The organism is Fuerstiella sp., assembly GCA_022447225.1.
Taxonomy (GTDB): domain Bacteria; phylum Planctomycetota; class Planctomycetia; order Planctomycetales; family Planctomycetaceae; genus S139-18.
On record JAKVAZ010000014.1, the window covers coordinates 163,407 to 182,555 of the forward strand.

The 19,149-nt window shown below is 56.2% G+C and carries 12 protein-coding genes; 4 read left to right on the forward strand and 8 right to left on the reverse strand.

Annotation, left to right across the window (positions count from 1 at the left end; all coding sequences use genetic code 11):
• Positions 1-8: 8 nt before the first annotated feature.
• The 5 genes from MK110_16450 to leuC all read right to left on the reverse strand — a co-directional run bounded on the left by MK110_16450 (position 9) and on the right by leuC (position 8,174).
• Positions 9-1,247 carry a DUF1501 domain-containing protein gene (locus tag MK110_16450; GenBank protein MCH2212894.1) on the reverse strand — a complete coding sequence of 413 codons (1,239 nt, stop codon included), beginning with the start codon at positions 1,245-1,247 and terminating at the stop codon, positions 9-11.
• A gap of 441 nt (positions 1,248-1,688) precedes the next feature.
• A complete protein-coding gene (locus MK110_16455; protein MCH2212895.1) occupies positions 1,689-5,012 on the reverse strand; it encodes a PSD1 and planctomycete cytochrome C domain-containing protein in 3,324 nt (1,107 codons plus the stop codon).
• 49 nt (positions 5,013-5,061) lie between these two features.
• Positions 5,062-6,039, reverse strand: a complete 978-nt coding sequence (locus MK110_16460) for a dihydrodipicolinate synthase family protein (GenBank protein MCH2212896.1) — start codon at positions 6,037-6,039, stop codon at positions 5,062-5,064.
• Between the two features lie 13 nt (positions 6,040-6,052).
• Positions 6,053-6,652, reverse strand: a complete 600-nt coding sequence (leuD, locus tag MK110_16465) for a 3-isopropylmalate dehydratase small subunit (GenBank protein ID MCH2212897.1) — start codon at positions 6,650-6,652, stop codon at positions 6,053-6,055.
• A 103-nt stretch (positions 6,653-6,755) separates the two neighbouring features.
• Positions 6,756-8,174, reverse strand: a complete 1,419-nt coding sequence (gene leuC, locus MK110_16470; GenBank protein ID MCH2212898.1) for a 3-isopropylmalate dehydratase large subunit — start codon at positions 8,172-8,174, stop codon at positions 6,756-6,758.
• 412 nt (positions 8,175-8,586) lie between these two features.
• On the opposite strand from leuC, the gene MK110_16475 reads away from it, so the two are divergent.
• Genes MK110_16475 through MK110_16490 form a run of 4 tightly spaced genes read left to right on the forward strand, consistent with a single transcriptional unit; the run spans position 8,587 to position 15,792 of the window.
• Entirely contained in the window at positions 8,587-8,952 is a 366-nt protein-coding gene (locus tag MK110_16475) for a cupin domain-containing protein (protein MCH2212899.1), read from the forward strand.
• 38 nt (positions 8,953-8,990) lie between these two features.
• Complete coding sequence (locus tag MK110_16480; protein MCH2212900.1) at positions 8,991-10,502, forward strand: hypothetical protein; 1,512 nt, start codon at positions 8,991-8,993, stop codon at positions 10,500-10,502.
• Positions 10,503-10,537: 35 nt separating this feature from the next.
• Positions 10,538-11,791, forward strand: coding sequence for an exonuclease SbcCD subunit D C-terminal domain-containing protein (locus tag MK110_16485; GenBank protein ID MCH2212901.1), 1,254 nt, complete (start codon positions 10,538-10,540; stop codon positions 11,789-11,791).
• Positions 11,791-15,792: an AAA family ATPase gene (locus MK110_16490; protein MCH2212902.1), complete on the forward strand. Its 4,002-nt coding sequence runs from the start codon at positions 11,791-11,793 to the stop codon at positions 15,790-15,792. The genes MK110_16485 and MK110_16490 overlap by 1 nt, the downstream gene beginning before the upstream one ends.
• Before the next feature lie 285 nt (positions 15,793-16,077).
• On the opposite strand, the gene MK110_16495 is transcribed toward MK110_16490, so the two are convergent.
• The 3 genes from MK110_16495 to MK110_16505 all read right to left on the reverse strand — a co-directional run bounded on the left by MK110_16495 (position 16,078) and on the right by MK110_16505 (position 19,138).
• Positions 16,078-16,329, reverse strand: coding sequence for a tyrosinase family protein (locus tag MK110_16495; GenBank protein MCH2212903.1), 252 nt, complete (start codon positions 16,327-16,329; stop codon positions 16,078-16,080).
• A gap of 325 nt (positions 16,330-16,654) precedes the next feature.
• Positions 16,655-16,924: a hypothetical protein gene (locus MK110_16500; protein MCH2212904.1), complete on the reverse strand. Its 270-nt coding sequence runs from the start codon at positions 16,922-16,924 to the stop codon at positions 16,655-16,657.
• A gap of 237 nt (positions 16,925-17,161) precedes the next feature.
• Positions 17,162-19,138 carry a DUF2207 domain-containing protein gene (locus MK110_16505; GenBank protein MCH2212905.1) on the reverse strand — a complete coding sequence of 659 codons (1,977 nt, stop codon included), beginning with the start codon at positions 19,136-19,138 and terminating at the stop codon, positions 17,162-17,164.
• Positions 19,139-19,149 lie beyond the last annotated feature (11 nt).

A 19,149-nucleotide genomic window follows, 5' to 3' on the forward strand; every position in this document is an offset into this window, starting at 1 on the left:
GGATACGACTATGCAGGGATCGGATCCGCACCGTACAGGCCGATCGGACGTTCCTGCAGGTCATACCAGTGGGTATCGCGCGGTATTCCTAGGGCCGAGTACATCGTGGCTGCCAGATTTTCGGCAGACTGACGGTCGTCCAGAGGCTGGCCTCCCTGACTGTCTGACGAACCAATGATTTTTCCACTGTCGAATCCGCAACCGGCCAGTATGACCGACTGCACCGCACCCCAGTGATCGCGGCCTGGTTTGTCATAGTGAGACGGCAGACGGGTGATGTTGGGTGTTCGCCCAAACTCACCGGCCATCACCACCAGGGTCGAGCTCAGCAGGCCCTGCTGAGCCAGATCGTCCAGCAGGGCGGAAACCGATCGGTCCATGGGTGGCAGCAGATAGTTTTTCAGATTAGGAAATGCGTTGCCGTGGGTGTCCCAGGTTTCATTATTGCCGAGGTTGACCTGGACGTAACTCACACCTGCTTCCACCAGCCGTCGCGCCAGCATCAGTGACCAGCCAAACGAATTCCGACCGTAGCGATCCTGTGTCTCCGGGGCCGCGTTATGAATGTCGAACAGCCGACTGAGTTTACCATCGCCCAGCATGGAGACCGCTCGTTCGCGATAACGGTCGTACGCACGGACATCATCCACTGCGGCGAGCGATCCGGTCTGATTCTCAAACCGGTTCAGCAGGTTGAGTCGCTGATTGAACTGAGACTCTGTGAGTCCCCCGGGAAGGGCCAGACCGGGTGTGCGGAACTCCAGATTATCCGAATTCTCTGCGCCGCGCGCGTGATGAAATTCATACTCCGGCCAGGCACCGTAGGTGGTGGCGTTGAAACGACTGGACGCCAGAAACCAGGGCTCCTGCCGGCTGCCCATTACTCCCGCGAATTGTCCGGGAAGGACACGCCCCGATCGATGAATCAGTTTCTCCGGCAGCACAACCGACGAAGGCAGTCCTCCGCGTTCCGGAAGCAGCGCTCCCAGCAATGCCGCGATCGAAGGGTGATCGGTGGGCTGTGGCAACAATTCGTTGAAGCCGGCCGGTAAATCCGTCCGCCCGGACAGCATTACCATGTGTCCCTGAGAATGTTCGTTGTACGGATGACTCAGACTGCGCACAACACTCCACATGTGACTGCGGGCGGCCAGCAGAGGCATGTGCTCACAGATTTTCAGCCCCGGGGTCTGAGTGGCAATGGGGTTGAATTCACCTCGAATTTTCAGCGGCGCTGCGGGCTTCATGTCGAATGAGTCCTGTTGACCCAGACCGCCCGAAAGAAAGATGTAGATGACTGACCGAGGTGACTTCGTTTGCACAGGACTGCCGTGCAAAACTGACTGACCCGCGACACTCGCTGCGGCAGCACTCAGCCACGACCGACGCGAAAACACGTTACAGAAGTTTTGACTGGAATGAGTCACAAGAGACACCCGCTGACAGGGTTTTCACAATTCCTGTTTCTGAAACGTTACCCGTGTATTGTGGCCGTGAAACAGGTCGGTTGTCTACTGCTTCCAGGCCGCATCCACCGTTCCGTTGGCAAAAGGCGGCTGACAGTTGATGCAGTCGACTCAGACAGGAGGGCTTTTTTATCCCGATTACAGTACCGCCCAATAAACGCAGCTGAAACAACCACCGGGCCGGTTAACAACCACACTCACATGATCGATTTGGCTGTTGACCTATCGATAATACAGGAACTCTTTGGCATTGAAGAAGGCGTGACCCAGATTGGACCAGGCCCGTTCATCGGTCATCGGATCATCGCCCGCCGAAAAACTGAGCACAGCTTTCGTCCACCGTTCGACTTCCGCCGGGGCCGGTCTGCGTCCGACGGCGCTGATAAACATTGCCTGTACGCGATCGGATAGATTTGTATGACCGTCCTGAATGACTCGCTGTCCCCAGGCATTTGCCAGCTGAATCACCAGCGGGTCGTTCAGCAGAGCCAGAGCCTGAGCGGGTACGTTGGTGACGTCGCGACGTCCTGCCGGCAGTTTGAGTTCAGGCAGGTTGAATGCCACCAGAAATTTGGGCGGGTCCATAATGGACATTTCCATGTACAACGACCGCCGACCGTGGCTGTCAACCGGACCGGAATACAACCGTTTGGCACCGTCTTCGACCAGACGCGGAGGATTGATCGGGCGGCCGTAGAGTTTGGGATCCAGTGTTCCGGAAACCATCAACATGCTGTCGCGGACAGCTTCTGCTTCCAGTCGGCGCGTCGGATAATGATGCAGCAGTCGGTTGTCCGGATCCTGGTCCGCAGCGGACTGCGGGTGGAGGCCCGACTGTCGAAACGTTTGACTCAGCACCAGGCGGCGCACCAGCCGTTTTGTGGACCAGCGGTTGTCCATGAATTCGGTGGCCAGCCAGTCCAGCAATTCGGGATGCGACGGCTGGTCACCCAGTTGTCCGAAGTCGTCCGGAGTGGCCACAATTCCCTGTCCAAACACCCACTGCCACACTCGATTCACGTACACACGGGCTGTTTGAGGGTTGTGGCGACTGCTGAGGTATTCGGCCAGTTCCAGTCTTCCGCTGTGCGGACTGTCGTTCACTCGATGTTTTCCGTTGAACACCGACAGAAAACCTCGCGCTACGGCTGGGCCGTCTTCGTCCGGACTCCCGCGGACGTTCAACCGATAATCCATCGCGGCCACATTACGTTCGTCCATACTGTTGGCTGTACGCGGAAAATCAATTGCCGCTTCAATTTTGCGATAGTCCTTCACGAGTGCGAAGACCTCCGGAGCGTCCGTCGGGTCGTTTGGCAGAAACTCGTATTCAATCAGCCAGTTGATCAGTCGGATATCGCCCGGAGTCAGGTCGTTTGAAGTCCACCGCAGGACTGATCTGTTGAACCAGTCAGCAATTCGGTTCCAGGCGTCATGACATGTGGCTGGCGGACCGGAAGATTCGTACAGCGACCGGAAGTGATCCAGCGGATCGGCCGGTGCGTCGGACACATCGTGAACAACAATGCCGGTGATGCTCAACCAGCTGCGTTTGTCGAAGCCGTCATCGCTGGTGTCCAGTTTTATTTTGCCGGCGCTGGCCAGACCGGTTCTCGGCGGAAAATTCGGATTCAGCGACGCTGTCATGAATTCCGTCATCACGCGACTGACACCATTCTTGAGTGCGTTGTCTGCAATCGTATCCCATTCGCTCTGCAATCCGGAATTGAAGAACTTCACGGCTTCCGACTGGAATGCATTCTGAGGCATCGTCAGCCGTCCGGCCCATTCACCACCACGCAGCCGGAGACTCACGTATTTGCGATCAACACGATGCTGCGGCGGCAGGCGAACGGCTCCGGGAAGTTTCGATGACAGCGCGTGAGTGTGATAACCCTGCGGCAGCAATTCCCGGATCAGTGAGTCACCCGAGAGGCTGACGAGCGGTGTTCCGGACTTGACATAGCCGTGGGTGATTCCGTCACCTTCGGTCGTCCAGCCGTCAGGAAAACCGGGTTGGCTGAAATCGGACAGGAGCGTGTGGTTTTGTTTGTTGTCGGTGAGTCGCTCTGTCCTTGCTGACCTCCACTGATGTTCCAGTGTCGTCCAGTCTGAAGTGACTGACGTGTCGGTTGAGGCCGCCAGACGGGCGATCGGGAACACAACCTGATTCATGTCCGAGGTTTTGATTTCGTCTGCGTGATCGACGGCCCACTGTCTGAGCGCCGCTGACGCGACCAGCGGTCGGCGGTCAGCTGACGACCACAACGTCACAAGCTTACGATGGATTTGGTCTCGAAGTTTCGCAAGGGCGGCGATGGCCGAATCGTGTTTGTGCGGCGCATCGATAACGCGAGACGTCCATCGAGGCGACATGAAAATGCCGGCCAGAGCGTAGTAGTCTTTTTGTGAAACGGCATCCAGCTTGTGATCGTGGCAGCGAGCGCAGGAGACGGTCGTGGCCAGAAATGCTTTGGAAAATGCATCAATCTTGTTATCGACCATGTCCTGGTGCAGGCCGTTAAAATCCAGACTGCTGCCGTGTCGATGTTCACCCAGATGATAAAACATGGGACCGATCAGACTCTCATTCACACCAGCCCGTTCGTTGATTCGGGATTCGTGCAGCAGGTCGCCGGCAAGCTGTTCGCGAATCAACTGGTCAAAGCCGATATCATTGTTGAATGCGCGAATAAGATAATCCCGATATTCCCAGGAACCCCTTGCCGGGTTGTCCCACTCGTAGCCGTACGTATCGGTATAGCGCACCGCGTCCATCCAGTGTCGGGCAAACCGTTCTCCATAGTGCGGTGACTGCAGCAGCGTATCCACCAGTTCGGTGAGCGCCCGTCGGGGATCCGCTGCGTACCGAGCCGGAAATTCAATCACAACTTCCGGTTTCGGCGGCAGTCCGGTGAGCACAAACGACAGACGTCGCAGCAGAACCTGGGGCGTGGCGGGTTCGGAAGGTGGAAGGTCGGCCTTCCGGAGCCTGGCGAGGATGAACTGGTCGATGGGCTCGCCGGACCACTGAGGATTGTCAGGTTCCGGGGGAGTCACCGGTCGGAGGGGCTGAAGGCTCCACCAGCTGCGACGCTCTTCAAACTGAATTTTCCATGCTGCTGCGGCCGCTTCGGAGGCGGTTGGCAACGTATCACGAGGATCGGCGGCTCCTCTTCGAATCCATTCCTCAAAGTCCGCGATGACGGCATCCGGCAACTGAGCTGCCGGCGGCATTTCCAGTGATTCGTACTTGAGGGATTCCAGCAGCAGGCTTTCGGCCGGTTTTCCTGGCACAACGACGGCTCCGGATTCACCGCCTTTCAGCAGTCCGTCACGAGAGTCTAAAAGCAAACCGCCTTTGGCCTCGGCAGAGGCGGTCGAATGACATTCGTAACAGTGTTTGATCAGCTTCGGTCGGATACGGGATTCAAAGAAGGCAATGTCGGCGGCCGCGGGATGCGTATCCTGAACGTCGGCAACCGTGTGCGGGGCAAGACACGCAAGGACGGTGAACAAACCAAAGGTAAAGAGGTGTCGGGTCATCCTTTGATTATGTCAAAGTTTGCACGCTGATTGTATACACAGTTTGAATTCAGCGGTTGCTGACGTCCTTCAGCCGGGTCAGCAGCTTTTGCAGAGTCTCCAGATCGCCGGCCGGTCGGGATGGGGCTCCCTGTGGGGGTTCACTGTCGGTGATCTGACCGCGCAGCTTGAGAAACTGAGCACAGGAGTGTCGGTAGGCAGGCACGGGCGACCGGAATGTGAATTCGCCCAGATACTGCAGGGCATCGTTTAGTTCATAGAACCGACAGTCACCGGACTGCCACCAGGAATCGCGGAGAGCGAACAGATCAGGTGCAAAACTACTGAGTCCCAGCAGGTAATCGCTGCCGTACTTCACCATATCGATGGCGAGATCGTTACCGGTAAACACCTTGAAATCGGGACGGATTTGGTCGCGGAGCTGCAGACGTTCCCATTCCGGAATTCTTTGCAGGGACGAATGTTTTGCCCCCTCACATTGTGAAATCTGCAGTAGCTCCCGGTACACATTCAGAGAATAGATTTTTCCGAAGGGAGCAAATGCTTTGCTGAGTTCAAATCCGATGAAGTGATCGCAGCCGGCTGCAATCTGTCGGTAGGCGTCCACGATGTCCTCGTCGGACTGCTGAGTGAGTCCGTAAGACGGAAAGATGACCGGCGTGCCTCCATGCTGATGGATCAGATCCGTCTGTTGTTGGTAGGTTCCGGCATTGAATGACGATTCAGGCTGATCGGATACGAAGGCGCCGGCCACGAATCTGCGGTCTCCGGTCAGTCGTTGAGTTCTTTGCAGGACTTCCAGCTGCGTGGGTGCATCAATCAGGTTGATGTACCCGGTGTCCATGTTGACGGCAGGAATCAGACCGGCATCCAGGGTTCGTGAAACGTGAGTTTCGAATGAATCCCAGTCAATAGTTGCGCCCTCCAGAAACGGCAGTAGAACCGCTGAGATTCCGGTGATTTTTCGGCCGGGAATTATCGCAGGGACCGATGTGAGTGCCGGCGCGAGCAGCGTTTCCGATGACATCTGGGGGGATCCTTCAGGAATGGAAACCGTTCAGGTACGGTACTGTGGCCGAATGGGCCGTGATCTGATCCTGAGCACTCAGCAGCTGGGCCAGAAAATCCCATTCTCCGGTGACCAGGGCGTCGCGCACACTGTCGGGCATTTCCACAGACACTGAATTGTCTCCTGCGGTTGCCGTAAGAGTCTGCAGGTCCACAGTTAAACGGGTGGACGGATCATGTTCGACGGCATCCGCCAGTATTTTCAGGTCATCACGGGTGGCACACACTGCCGCGACGCCCAAAGATCCGCAGTTGCCAAAGAAGATTTCGGCAAACGATTCCGCAACAATCGCCCGGATACCCCATCTCATCAGAGACTGCGGTGCATGTTCGCGTGAAGACCCACATCCGAAGTTACGTCCGGCCACCAGAATTGACGCCCCCTGATACTGTGACTGATTGAACGGATGATTGGGGTCCTGCTGGCGATCGTCTTCGAAGGCGTGCTCGCCCAGACCGTCAAAGGTCACGCAGCGAAGAAACCGAGCAGGAATGATGCGATCGGTATCAATATCGTCGAACATCAGGGGAATACCGGTGCCGGTAACCGTTTTGATTTCAGTGTTGGACATTGCGTTTGCAAATCTGTGTGGGGGATGGAGATGATTGTGTGGAGAGCCAGGAAACGGACACTTCGCTATAGCCTGACAAAGACCGTTTGCCGGGAAGAGAAATTCAGACTCCGGCCGTGGCAAACTGCCGGATATCAGTCACGCGACCCTTGATCGCCGCAGCGGCAACCATGGCCGGACTCATGAGCAGTGTGCGTCCGGTGGGACTGCCCTGTCTGCCCTTGAAATTGCGGTTACTGGAGGAGGCACAGACTTCACGACCCTGCAGCTTGTCCGGATTCATGGCAAGACACATGGAGCAGCCTGCCTCCCGCCATTCGAATCCGGCGGTTTCGAAAACTTCATGCAGGCCTTCGTCCATGGCCTGCTCACGAACCAGTTGTGAGCCCGGCACCACAATGGCCTTGACCCCTTCGGCCACTGAGTGACCTTTGACGACCTGTGCCGCCTCGCGAATATCAGAGATTCGGGAGTTCGTACATGATCCGATAAAGGCAACATCGATCTTTGTGCCTTCGATCGGGGAACCTTCAGACAGTCCCATGAACTGTATGGCTTCCTGAATCAATGTTTGTTCACCGGGCGCACTGTCTTTGACCCTGGGAAGTTGCCGACTGACGCCCACGGACTGAGCCGGTGTGATACCCCAGGTGACCGTTGGTTCGATCGCGTCCGCATCGAAAACGACTTCATCATCGAATTCGGCACCATCGGGGGAGGCTATGCTCAACCACCACGCCGCTGCCCGTTCGAATTCTTCTCCGGCGGGCACAAACGGACGTCCGCGAAGGTACTCAACTGTTTTCCTGTCCGGATTGATGTAACCGCAACGAGCTCCTCCTTCGATACTCATATTGCAGACCGTCATTCGTTCTTCCATCGACATCTTCTCGAATACCGATCCGGCATATTCATAGGCGTATCCCACTCCACCTTCGACACCCAGCTGCTGAATGATGTACAGGATCACGTCTTTGGCATAGACACCTGGAGTCAAATCGCCGTTGACAATGATTCGACGAACTTTCGGTCGTCTCAGAAACATTGTTTGAGTGGCCAGGACCTGAGCCACATTGCTGGTGCCGATTCCGATCGCGATACTGCCAAACGCACCATGCGTGCTGGTGTGACTGTCACCACAAACGATCGTCATGCCAGGTTGCGTCAGACCCTGCTCGGGGCCGACCACATGTACGATTCCCTGCCGATTGTCATCCAGGTTCAGCAATGTGACACCGAACTCATCGCAGTTGCGTTCGATGGCGGACATCATCTGTTCGGCCAGATCATCCTGAAACGGTCGAGCCTGACCGGCTGTGGGAATGATATGGTCCACCGTGGCCACGGTTTGTTTCGGACAGCTGACTTTCAGTCCCCGGTCCCGCAGAATTTCAAATGCCTGAGGGCTGGTGACTTCGTGAATCAGGTGCAGACCCACGAACAATTGAGTCTGTCCGTTCGGCAACGTACGGACTGTATGCAGATCCCAGACTTTGTTGAATAGATTGCGATGATCAGACATAGGAATCATTCAGTGTTAAAATTCGAACGGGACTGGTGTCCTCTGAGTTTTTAAATGAGGTGTGTAATTGTTGTGTGTTTTGAAAAGGTGATTGAGATCCGGTGCCAATCTGACAGAGAAGCATCCGTCGATTACGCCCCGCCCATCTCCATAACCTGGCACACCCGTCCGGAATTCAGACGAATGCATGAGAACGGTGCAGTATAACGCTGTTTTGGTGAGTTTTGAGCCATGAACCCTGTCGACTTGAATTTGGGACATGTCGCCGGAATTTCATTGGTCCCCGGTGATGAACTGAGTAAGCAAAACAGGTTGAACGGCGGCAACTGCCGCCGTCGGCTTGCGATGCAGAATGCCAGTCATGAGAATAACGCCCAGTCTGATTCGCTTTGAAATTGACGGACTGTGACTGATGTCAGAAATCGATCGAATTGCCGGATGTCCCACGGTGGACTTTGCTGAGGTTGCTGCGGTTGCCTGTCCCTGCGGTCAGGCCCGACGCGGATACGCGGATGTGCCGGAGTTTCCAGGGACGATTCATGTGACCGACATCAGTGAAGATGCCCGCATCCACTACCATAAAACACTGACCGAAACTTACTACATTCTGGAATGCGGACCTGATGCGGCGATGGAACTGGACGGCAAAAGACAGGACGTCCGACCGGGATGGAGTGTGGTGATTCCTCCGGGAACACGGCATCGAGCTGTCGGTAAAATGAAAGTCCTGATTGTGGTACTGCCTGAATTTGATCCTGCTGATGAATGGTTCGATTAAAGCCTGGAATGAATCCACTGCAGGCTGGAGTAACTGTCATGGCCGTAAACCACCCGCGTCGTCGATTTCTGACACAGACGGTCGGTTCACTTTCTTCCGTATCACTGCTGCCCGGGCTTGGCGAGGTTTCTCGTGCCGGGATGAGTCTTGACGACGGAGTTGTGAAGTTTCAGCCGGAGGTGGAGCCGCTGGTGAGACTGATCGAGGACACACCTCGCTCGCGATTAATGGAAGAAGTTGGTCAGCGTGTTCGTGCGGGGACGGGTTACCGCGAAGTTCTCACCGCGCTGTTTCTGGCAGCGATTCGCAATGTCCAGCCCAGACCTGCGGTGGGATTCAAATTCCATGCGGTGCTGGTTGTTCATGCGTCGCATCTGGCCAGCATTTCTTCTCCCAATGCTGATCGCTGGTTGCCGATATTCTGGGCTCTGGACGAATTTAAGAGTTCTCAGGTACGCGACGTTCAGGAAAACGACTGGACAATGCGTGCGGTGGATGAGGCCGCCGTACCCAATGTCAGCAGGGCTCGTGAAGATTTTCATGCTGCCATGCACAACTGGGACGAAGTGAAGGTTGACGCCGCTGCCGCGGGACTCGTCCGGTTTACGGGGGCCACGGAAGTCTTTGAATCATTTGCACGCTACGCCGCGCGGGATTATCGAAGTATCGGGCATAAAGCGATCTTCACTGCCAACGCCTGGCGGACCCTGCAGACCATTGGCTGGCAGCATGCCGAACCCGTGTTCCGCTCCCTGGCGTATGCCATGGTGAATCACCACGGGGAACCCAATCCGGCCACCAGTGATCTGGCAGCCGATCGTCCCTGGCGCCAAAACACGGAACTGGCTTCCGGCATTCGAGATCACTGGCAGCAGGGGCGTGTGGACCCGGCCGCCGCACAGTCTCTGCTGGAGACGCTCCGAACAGGTACGCCGGCAGAAGCGTCAGCGGCGGCTGTCGAAGTGCTCAATTCCGGAGTCGCTCCGCAGTCCGTGTATGACGCCCTGCATACTGCTGCCGGTGAGATGCTGCTGCAGCAGGCGGGCATTATTGCTCTGCATGCGGTCACCACCACCAATGCGATTCGATTCCTGTTTGATACCACCGGAAATGAACACACGCGACGCATGCTGCTGTTACAAAACGCGGCCTTTCTGCCTATGTTTCGAGCATCCATGCAGCGCCGCGGCCGCGTCCGCCGCACTCAGATTGATGCGGTGATGACGGCGGCGACCGACACCGAGTCAATGAGCCTGGAGACGATCTTTGATAACGTTGGCAAAAATCCGCTGGGGGCCTCCCGAGGAGTCTTCGGTTATGTCAATGACGGCCGGGATGCACGGGCTTTGCTTTCCGCTGCCCGACGGCTGATCTTTCTGAAGGGCAGTAATGCCCACGACTACAAATTCAGTTCGGCTTTGCTGGAAGATTATTACAAGGTGTCTCCTGAGTTTCGTAATCAGTTTCTGGCGGCCGGTTCAACCATGCTGCGAGGGCGTTCGTCCGCGGACAATGGCCTCGTCGGACGAATCCGAGCTGCTCTCAGCTGATGTCCACCGTTTGTTTTGCGTGATCTCAAAAAATCGTGCTAAAGATATTTCATACGGCAGACTGGCATCTGGGCCAATCTTTCTGCGGATTCGATCGGGATTTCGAACACGCGCGATTTCTGGAATGGCTGCTTGAGCAGCTGCAAAGACACCGTCCTGACGCGCTGCTGCTGTCCGGTGATGTTTTTGATTCCATCAATCCGTCGGCCGTTTCTCAAAAACGTTTTTACAACTTTCTGGCACGTTCTCATGAAGCACTGCCAGAGCTTCAGATGGTGATTACCGCCGGCAATCATGACGCAGCGGCCCGGCTGGAAGCGCCCGCAGGTCTGCTGGACACGCTGAACATCACTGTGGTGGGAACCGTGAAACGTGACGACAGCGGTGCCATCGATACGGAACGTTTTCTTGTTCCGCTCAGAAACGCCCAGGGGATCATTGCCGGTATTGTGCTGGCGGTTCCGTTTTTACGACCTGCCGATGTTCCGCTTGTGCCGGATGCGGTCGACCCGTATCTCGATGGTATCCGTGAACTCTATCGACGTGTGTTTGAGGCTGCACTGCGAATGAGGTCCGGTGAGTCTGCAGATGCTGCTTTAATCGGGATGGGGCATTGTCATCTTTCCGGCGGTTCGGAGTCTCCCGATTCAGAACGCCGTCTGGTGGTGGGAGGTGCTGAGGCTCTTGCGGTTGATGTGTTTGATCCACAGCTGACCTATGTTGCTTTGGGGCATCTGCATCGAGCTCAGAGCTTTGACCAGGGACGGGTCCGATACAGCGGCAGTCCGATTCCGCTGTCCTTCGCCGAAACCGGTTATCATCATCAGATCCTGCAGGTCACTCTGGAAGGAAAAGAACGTGCCATTGTGGACAGGATTGAGGTCCCGCGAAGCACACCGCTGATCAGGATACCACCCGGTCAGTCCGGTCCGCTTGAGGACCTGATTCCGCATCTAAAGTCTCTGGATCTTGATGTTTCTGTGCCGCCTGAGCAGCATCCGTTTCTGGAAGTCCGTGTTCTGGAAGATGGTCCTGACCCAAATCGACGGGCGCGTATTGAACAGGCTCTCGGAGATCAGCCGGTCCGCCTGGCGTCGATCAAAGTGCAGCATGCGGCCGTCGACCAAACCGGCGCTGATGAAAACGATCAGTCCGGCACGGCTTCGTTGAGTGACGTCCGGCCGATGGACATTTTCCTGTCTGCGTGGCAGGAAAAATATGAAAACGATCCCGGTCCGGACGTAATCGAAGCCCTGCGCGAGATCCTGATTCAGGAGTCCTGTTCCTGATGAGGATTCTGCGGATCACTGTCAACAACATTGCCTCACTGGCGGGCACTCATACGGTCGATTTCACCTGTGATCCCCTGCGGTCTGCCGGACTGTACGGGATCAGCGGTGCCACGGGTGCCGGTAAAAGCAGCCTGCTGGATGCGCTGTGTCTGGCTCTGTTCGATGCCACTCCACGATTGAAACACGTGGGGCAGCTGCAGGAAATCAATCGGGGCGAGAAGCAGAACAACAGCCGAACGCTGCTGCGCCGCGGAACGGCCGCCGGAATCGCGGAAGTGGCCTTTGTCGGCGTCGATTCTGAAATCTGGACCGCGCGCTGGAGCGTGCGGCGAAGTCGCAATCAGGTCGATGGCAGGTTGCTGGCTCCGGAAATGACTTTGTTCCGCGGCAACGTTCTGCCCGGACAGACGGGACCCGTTGAAGCCGGTGGAAAGAAGACACTGGTTCAGGAGGCCATCGTCGAAAAGCTGGGACTGACATTTGATCAGTTCACCCGAGCCGTGCTGCTGGCCCAAAATGAGTTCGCAACCTTTCTGAAATCCAGTGATCGTGAACGTGCCGAAATTCTGCAGACTCTGACCGGGACAGAACAGTTTGAACGCATCTCCCGAGCTGTCTTCAGCCGTCATTCCGAAGAACGGCAGCAACTTGATGCGTTGCAGTCGCGTCTGGCAGGCAACGCGCCGCTGTCGGCCGATGAACGCAGCAGTGCAGCAGCCAAATCTCAGGCGGCTTCAGAAATCGTTCGGCGTACCGAATCCGGACTGCACACCTGTGAGTCCCATGTTGCCTGGTTCCAGCGTTTGAAGTCGCTTCGTCAGGAGCTGGCACAGGCCTCCGAACAGCTGCGTGTCGCTCGCAGCGCCCGTGTACAGTCCACCGCACAGCGAAATGAACTGGAACAGACAGAACTGGCGATTCGTGAAGCATCCATTCTTTGGAAGGATCAGCAGGAGGCGGTTAGCAACGATCTGTCAGCCGAACAGACGCTGGCCCAGGCGTGCGAACAACAGGACACGCAGTTCCGACTGCTGAAACAATCGCAGGAGAAGCTCCGGACAACCCGGCAGGAACGAACACGAGTCTCAGCGGAACTGGAGTCAATTCAGCCATCATTGAAGACGGCTCGACAGCTTGATGCCCGGCTGCAGCCGCTGCAGCAACAGGCAGCACGGGCAGAAGATGCTTTCGACGCTGCACGGAACGCTCACCAAACGGCAGTAACCGCGCTGTCCGCAGCCACAACCCGTCACGAACGGCTGTTGACCGATCAGCAGGATCTTCACAGGAAACGTGATCGTCTGGCTGCATTTGAACGGTTTGTCAGTGAGGCTTCCAAATGGCTGCATCTGCTGCGTGAGGCGATGACTGCTGAAACCGAAGTCGTGCAGGCAGACACCAAACGACAGGACCTGGACGATCGTTGCGCTGACGTGCAGCAACAGCGGGAATCCGTTCAAAAATCGATGGAGCAGGCCACAGAAAAATGGGAAACTGCAAAGCAGCAGCTGGCGGATGCGGAGTCCGTTGAACAGAAATTCGATGCAGAATCACTTGCCGAACAACGTCGTCGCTGTGACAGCGATGTCCTGGTTCTGCAGAATCTGATACAGGAGCTGGACCGGCACCACGAGCAGCTGACACAGCTGGATGCCGTCGCGGCTGAGCTCCGGGAACTCGAAGAACGGCTGGAGACTGAATCCGCAACACTGCGCACGCTGACCGAACACCAGGTTCCCCGGGCTGATCGGGATCTGGAACTGGCTGAACGACAGTTAAGTCTGGTTGAAGCCGCGGTGGACGACCATGCCACACGACTGCGAGCTGCGCTGCAGGACGCGGAGCCGTGTCCGGTTTGCGGATCCCGTGAACACCCCTATCAGTGCCATGCTCCGGATGCCGAATCGGCCGGTGTGCATGCGGCCAAGCAGCACGTTACAGAATTGCGAGTAACGCGGGACACTCTGAAAGAACAACAGCAACGTCAACTGCTGTGGATCGAATCCGCATCGAAACAAATCACCGGACTCAAACAGCAGCACCTGGCTTTGTATCAGGAAACGCAGGCCGTCACGTTTAGTCATGCGGATTCAGCGGTCGTTGCCGCGATTCTTGCTGCGGACCGTGAGTCGCGGCCTGCTATGGCTCAGGATCAATTGAGTGTCGCTTCCGGTTCACGCGAGCAGTGGGAACGTGAGGAACAGGCTTATCGAACAGCTAGTGAAGACACGCGTGCCCGCCGAAAACAGGAAGAACATGCACGTCGGCAATGGGAGACGCAGCGGCAGCAGCAGGAGGTGTGTGAGCGGAAGCTGGCTGCTGTTCAGGCTGAATTCAAAGCGGCCCGACGAACGTGTGAATCAGCAGAACAGCGTCGCAAGAATGCGGATGTTGGACTGGGGGACCTGTGGAGTGGTCTGCCGGAATCACGGAATCAATATGAAACGGATTCAGAATCGTTCTGTGAGACCTTTGAACAGTCCACCCGTGACTGCGGGCAGATTGCCTCCGAACTGAACTCACTGACGCAGACCATTCAGACTCAGGTTGCCCGCATGGGGCCGCTGGAAGAAGCTGTCCGGCAATCCCGTCGTGCACTGGTTGCCGGTGAAGCTGAGTACAAAGCGGCCGCTGAGGCTCAGGAAGAATTACTGAAGCAGCGTGAGCAGTTGTTGAGTGGCCGGGCTGCCGATGACGTGGAAGCCGAACTGCTGCACGGGGTGCGTACCGCGGAGCAGGCAGCCGAATCAACAGCGGTTGCCTATCATCGTGCCGACAAACAGCAGCAGTCGGCAATGCAGCAACTGGAATCGGCCAAAAGTCTCAGGACGACCACCGCAGCCGAACTTCAGTCCGCAAAAAATCGGCTCACCACATGGATCGACCGGTTTGTCGTGCAGTATTCCAGACAACTGAGCATGGACGAACTTCAGCTGATGCTCAGTCGCGATCAGGACTGGATTGGTGATCAGCGGCAAAGACTGAAACAGCGTGATGACGACGTCACGGCTGCTGAAAGCGCATTGAATGTTCATTCGGACCGAATTCAGCACCACGAAAAACAGCGACCCACGCCGGAAGAGGAACAGACCGTGATCAGGTCTCGTGATCAGCTGGTCGAGGAACTGAAACAGTGCAAAGCCGCTGAGACCCGTGCGGCCGCGGTCTTGACCAGTGACGATCAGCGACGTGAGCAGAATGCGGCGCTGGCGCGGGAGTTAACACAGCGAGAAGCCACTGCCGCGCCCTGGATCAAGCTGAATGATCTGATTGGCTCAAAGGAGGGAGACAAGTTCCGTATGATCGCTCAAAGACGCACGCTGGATGTGCTGTTGAGCTATGCCAATCAGCAGCTGAACCAGCTGGCGGTGCGGTATCGTCTGCAACGCCTGCCGGAGTCACTGAATCTGATCGTGATTGACGAACTGATGGGAGACCAGCGACGTTCGGTGCATTCACTTTCCGGAGGTGAATCATTTCTTGTGTCTTTGTCGCTGGCTCTTGGTCTGGCGTCACTGACGTCCAGTCGCATGCGAATTGAATCGCTGTTCATTGACGAAGGGTTTGGCAGTCTTGATCCGGAGACGTTGAATACGGCGATGAATGCCCTGATGCATCTGGAAGCACAGGGCCGCAAAGTTGGCGTGATTTCGCATGTGACGGAGATGACGGATGCCATTCCGGTTCAGGTTCAGGTCGTGAAACGCAAAGGCGGGGCATCCAAAGTCGTGGTTCCGGGAGCGCCCGGTCCTGCGGGTTTACCGGTGACCTCCGCCGCAGCGTCTTTGACGACTTACGAAGCTCCGTCATCCGACATTGATCTGATTGCCGGTCGGATCGTGGAAATCCTCACACGAGAATCTCAGTCCGGCAAAGTCAAGGTTTCCATGCGAGCGCTGAGAAGCGAACTGGGCTGTGGTGCGGGTGACTTCAAGGCGGCTCAAAACCTGCTGCAGGATCAGGTGACCGTGGAATCCCGCAGCCTGCGACTGAGGTAACAGTTCCGGTGGCGGTGGCTGGGGCGATCGCGCAAGGCGTTGACGTTCGGCATTCCGCAGAAACATCAAATCGGGCTGTGGCCAGGGACTGTTTGTCCTCAATGCTTCGAGCGTTCCATCACTGAGGAATCTTTCATCACCCGGCAGCATTGGCCGTCGGTGGTCTTCGTGGATGCAGGAACTTCCCGGCCCGGCGTTCCGAAGCCGGAGCTTCGGAACGAGATGAAAGAACATGGAGCGGATCAGACACAATGATCGCTTCATGTCGGGCCGCATTCTAACTGCTTACCACCAGATCCGGTCGATGTTTGCGTGGTGGCTGTAAAACACAGGATCGTCCGGGGAGTAATAAATGGCAGACGGATCGCTCCTGTCTTCACCCACAACCATTTCGACGATGTCAAAGGCTTCGTCTGCGGTGTATCCGGCATCCACTAAATCCAACCACAGGTGCATTTCGGGACTAATTGCAGATGCCTCGTTAGCACACAGGGCCACAGATATGGTCAGGGTCAGGATTGCGATGCAGCGTTTCATGGGGCGTCTTTCTGAAGTGGAGGAAGTTAGTGTTCTGTGGAATGAACCTGCGTACCAGATCAGTGAGTTGCCGAAATTTGAAAACAATGACCGAATCGGCTGCTTTGCATGAAAACAATACGGTGCGTGCAAAAAGCCGCAGCAAAAACCTGCAACACCGGCACCAGACCTCTGCGCCCGCCGGTTCCCTTCTGCCGTTGCTGCATGCTGGGTGTACACTTTGATTAATGCCTCAGCGTCTGCCTGTTGCATCACACGTATTAGATCCGGATTTGAGACATAAGTGGCGCGTTTGCTTCCTGTTCCGGATGTCGCAGATTTACCTTTAATCTCCGCAGATACCACATGAATAGCATCTGTAGCCATTTCGACCGGACCGGTTCCCTTTTTCGTAACTGAAGTCGTAGTTAAAAATTCCTGATGTTCCCTGGTCGTTTTCCACAACCATTTCGACGATGTCAAAGGCTTCGTCTGCGGTGTATCCGGCATCCACTAAATCCAACCACAGGCCCATTTCAGGACTGATCGCAGATGCCTCGTCAGCACACAGGGCCACAGATATGGTCAGGGTCAGGATTGCGATGCAGCGTTTCATGGGGCGTCTCTCTGAAGTGGAGGGTGTTAAGGTTCTGTGGAATGAACCTGCGTACCACTTCAGTGAGTCGCCGAAATTTGAAAACAATGACCGAATCGGATGCTTTGCATGAAAACAATACGGTGCGTGCAAAATGTTGTGGCAAAATGCCCCAGGAAACTGTCACGAAAATAACACTTCCGATAACTGTCCTGCAGTAGCGATCTCGCCAACAACAATTTTTCCCTCCGTCACAGGCTACCACCCGCCTCCGCCGCCACCTCCGCCGCCACCACCGGAAAACCCGCCGCCGGAGAATCCACTGCCGGAGGAACTGCTGCCACTGGAACTGCCGGGAGCTGTACTTGACGACGAAATCGCCTGACCCAGTGAGCTGCCCAGAATGGATGCGAAATCGCTACGGGAGGAAGGATTCCAGTAGCGACCGCGGTACCAGTCAGGATGGTAGTCCCCTGGTTGACCTGAGGTGATGGAAGTTTCCTGCAGGATCTCGGAGAATCTTTCCGCCCATTTGTTTTCCACATCCAGGGCCAGTGCATACGGCAGGTATTTTTCAAATAGCTCAGGCGTCTGCTCCGGTGGATGCATCCGTTGCAGGTATTCCTGTTCAGCGGTGCCCAGGTACATTCGAAACCCCTCAATCTGATCCATGATCCGGCGCCCTTCCACGGTTGGCTGCCTGATCAGATGCCAGAAAGTCCAGTTGAGGGCCACCAGACCAACGAGCATCGGCATCATCCAGATGGTTGTCGCCCGGACCAGGATGACAAGTCCGAACGTTTCACCGATGAAGAACGGAATGGCAAAGACCGTGAGGAACAGTGCTCCGCCGAAGGATCCGAGGCGTTTCTGAGTATTGCGTCTTAATGCCAGCGCACTTCGCCACGTTGCGACGACCATGCCCGCGAGCGCGCCGCACCCACAGGTCCAGATGGAAAGCCAGACGCCCAGGAAACCAACGATGCCGAGGGCCTGCCATCCGCTGCACACCGCTCCCGCCATCACGGCCAGAGCCGAAAGCAACCAGCCAGGCAACAGCCACCAGCGATTCCTGAAAAACAATTTGCCTTCAAACTCACTGGAAAGTCGTTCACCCAGTTTCTCAATGGCCTTGCCGATCCTGGAGTGATTTTTCTGTTCAAGTTTGATCGAGCTGGAATTCAGCAGCGTCCTGGCAATTTTTTGCTCGCCGGGTGACAGCTTGCCCTTTTGTGAATCGGTGTTGCGCCGCAGAGTGTACTCACCGTCCTCCTCGTCGATGGTCAGCCATTTCTTAACCGCCATATTCAGCAAAGCTGCGGTAAAGCACTTGCGGTCGTAGCCGCAGCGGTGCAGGAAACGCATACATGCCGGCGGCAGGTCCAGCGGCGGTTGAAACAGTGGAACGATCGTATTGCCGGGCGGGTCGCGTCCGACAGCGACCCACGCGCAGATATAATAGACAAACACCACAAGCAACCCGCCAAGCATCACCCACAGGGCGAGGTTGGCTTTGAAGTACAGTTTGCTCCGCTCCCTTTTCGTGGGCTCATCGACAAAGCCTTTGGAAAAACCGACGACAACGGTCAGTCCTTCGCGAGGTCCCAGGACGCGGGTAGTGGCGAAACTGACGGTCCCGTCTGCTTCGTCCACCTGCGATGTCAGATGTTTCGCCCGGGAATTCTGCAGGCCCGTATAACCTTCGTGGGTCAGCTTATCCCGCGGCACGTCCGACGGCAGCCGCACCCGGGCCGTGGCCTGCTCAATCGGGAACTCCCAGCCATTGCCGGTGACGTTCCAGTACAGTTCGTCGTGTTCCTCAAAGTACCCCAGCTGGTAGTTCGTGGTGTAGATGATTTCGTAAGTGTATTTGTCCGGTGGTAGAGTGTAGTTCTTACGGCCGATGTAAAGCCGAACGCCATTTGACTGCTGTTCGGTGTGATAGGGTTCGTCTGTGCCGTCACGTTTAACGGAGACAACGTCAAACGGAAGTTCGATTCGGACAAAGTACCGGGACCTGTAAAGGGTGGGGAAGTCACGATAGATGCCGCGTTTGATCCTGTTTTGCCCGGAGGTGACCGTGATTGTCTCGGTGACTCGTAACGATCCGTCCCTGAGGACGTCGATGTCGCTGTGGAAGCTGTGAATTTTCTCCGACTGCGCGACGGTGATCGAAGTTGATGTGAGCACGACGAGCCCGGCGATAAGCGATCCAACGGCTTGACGAACTGACATCGTTCACCTTT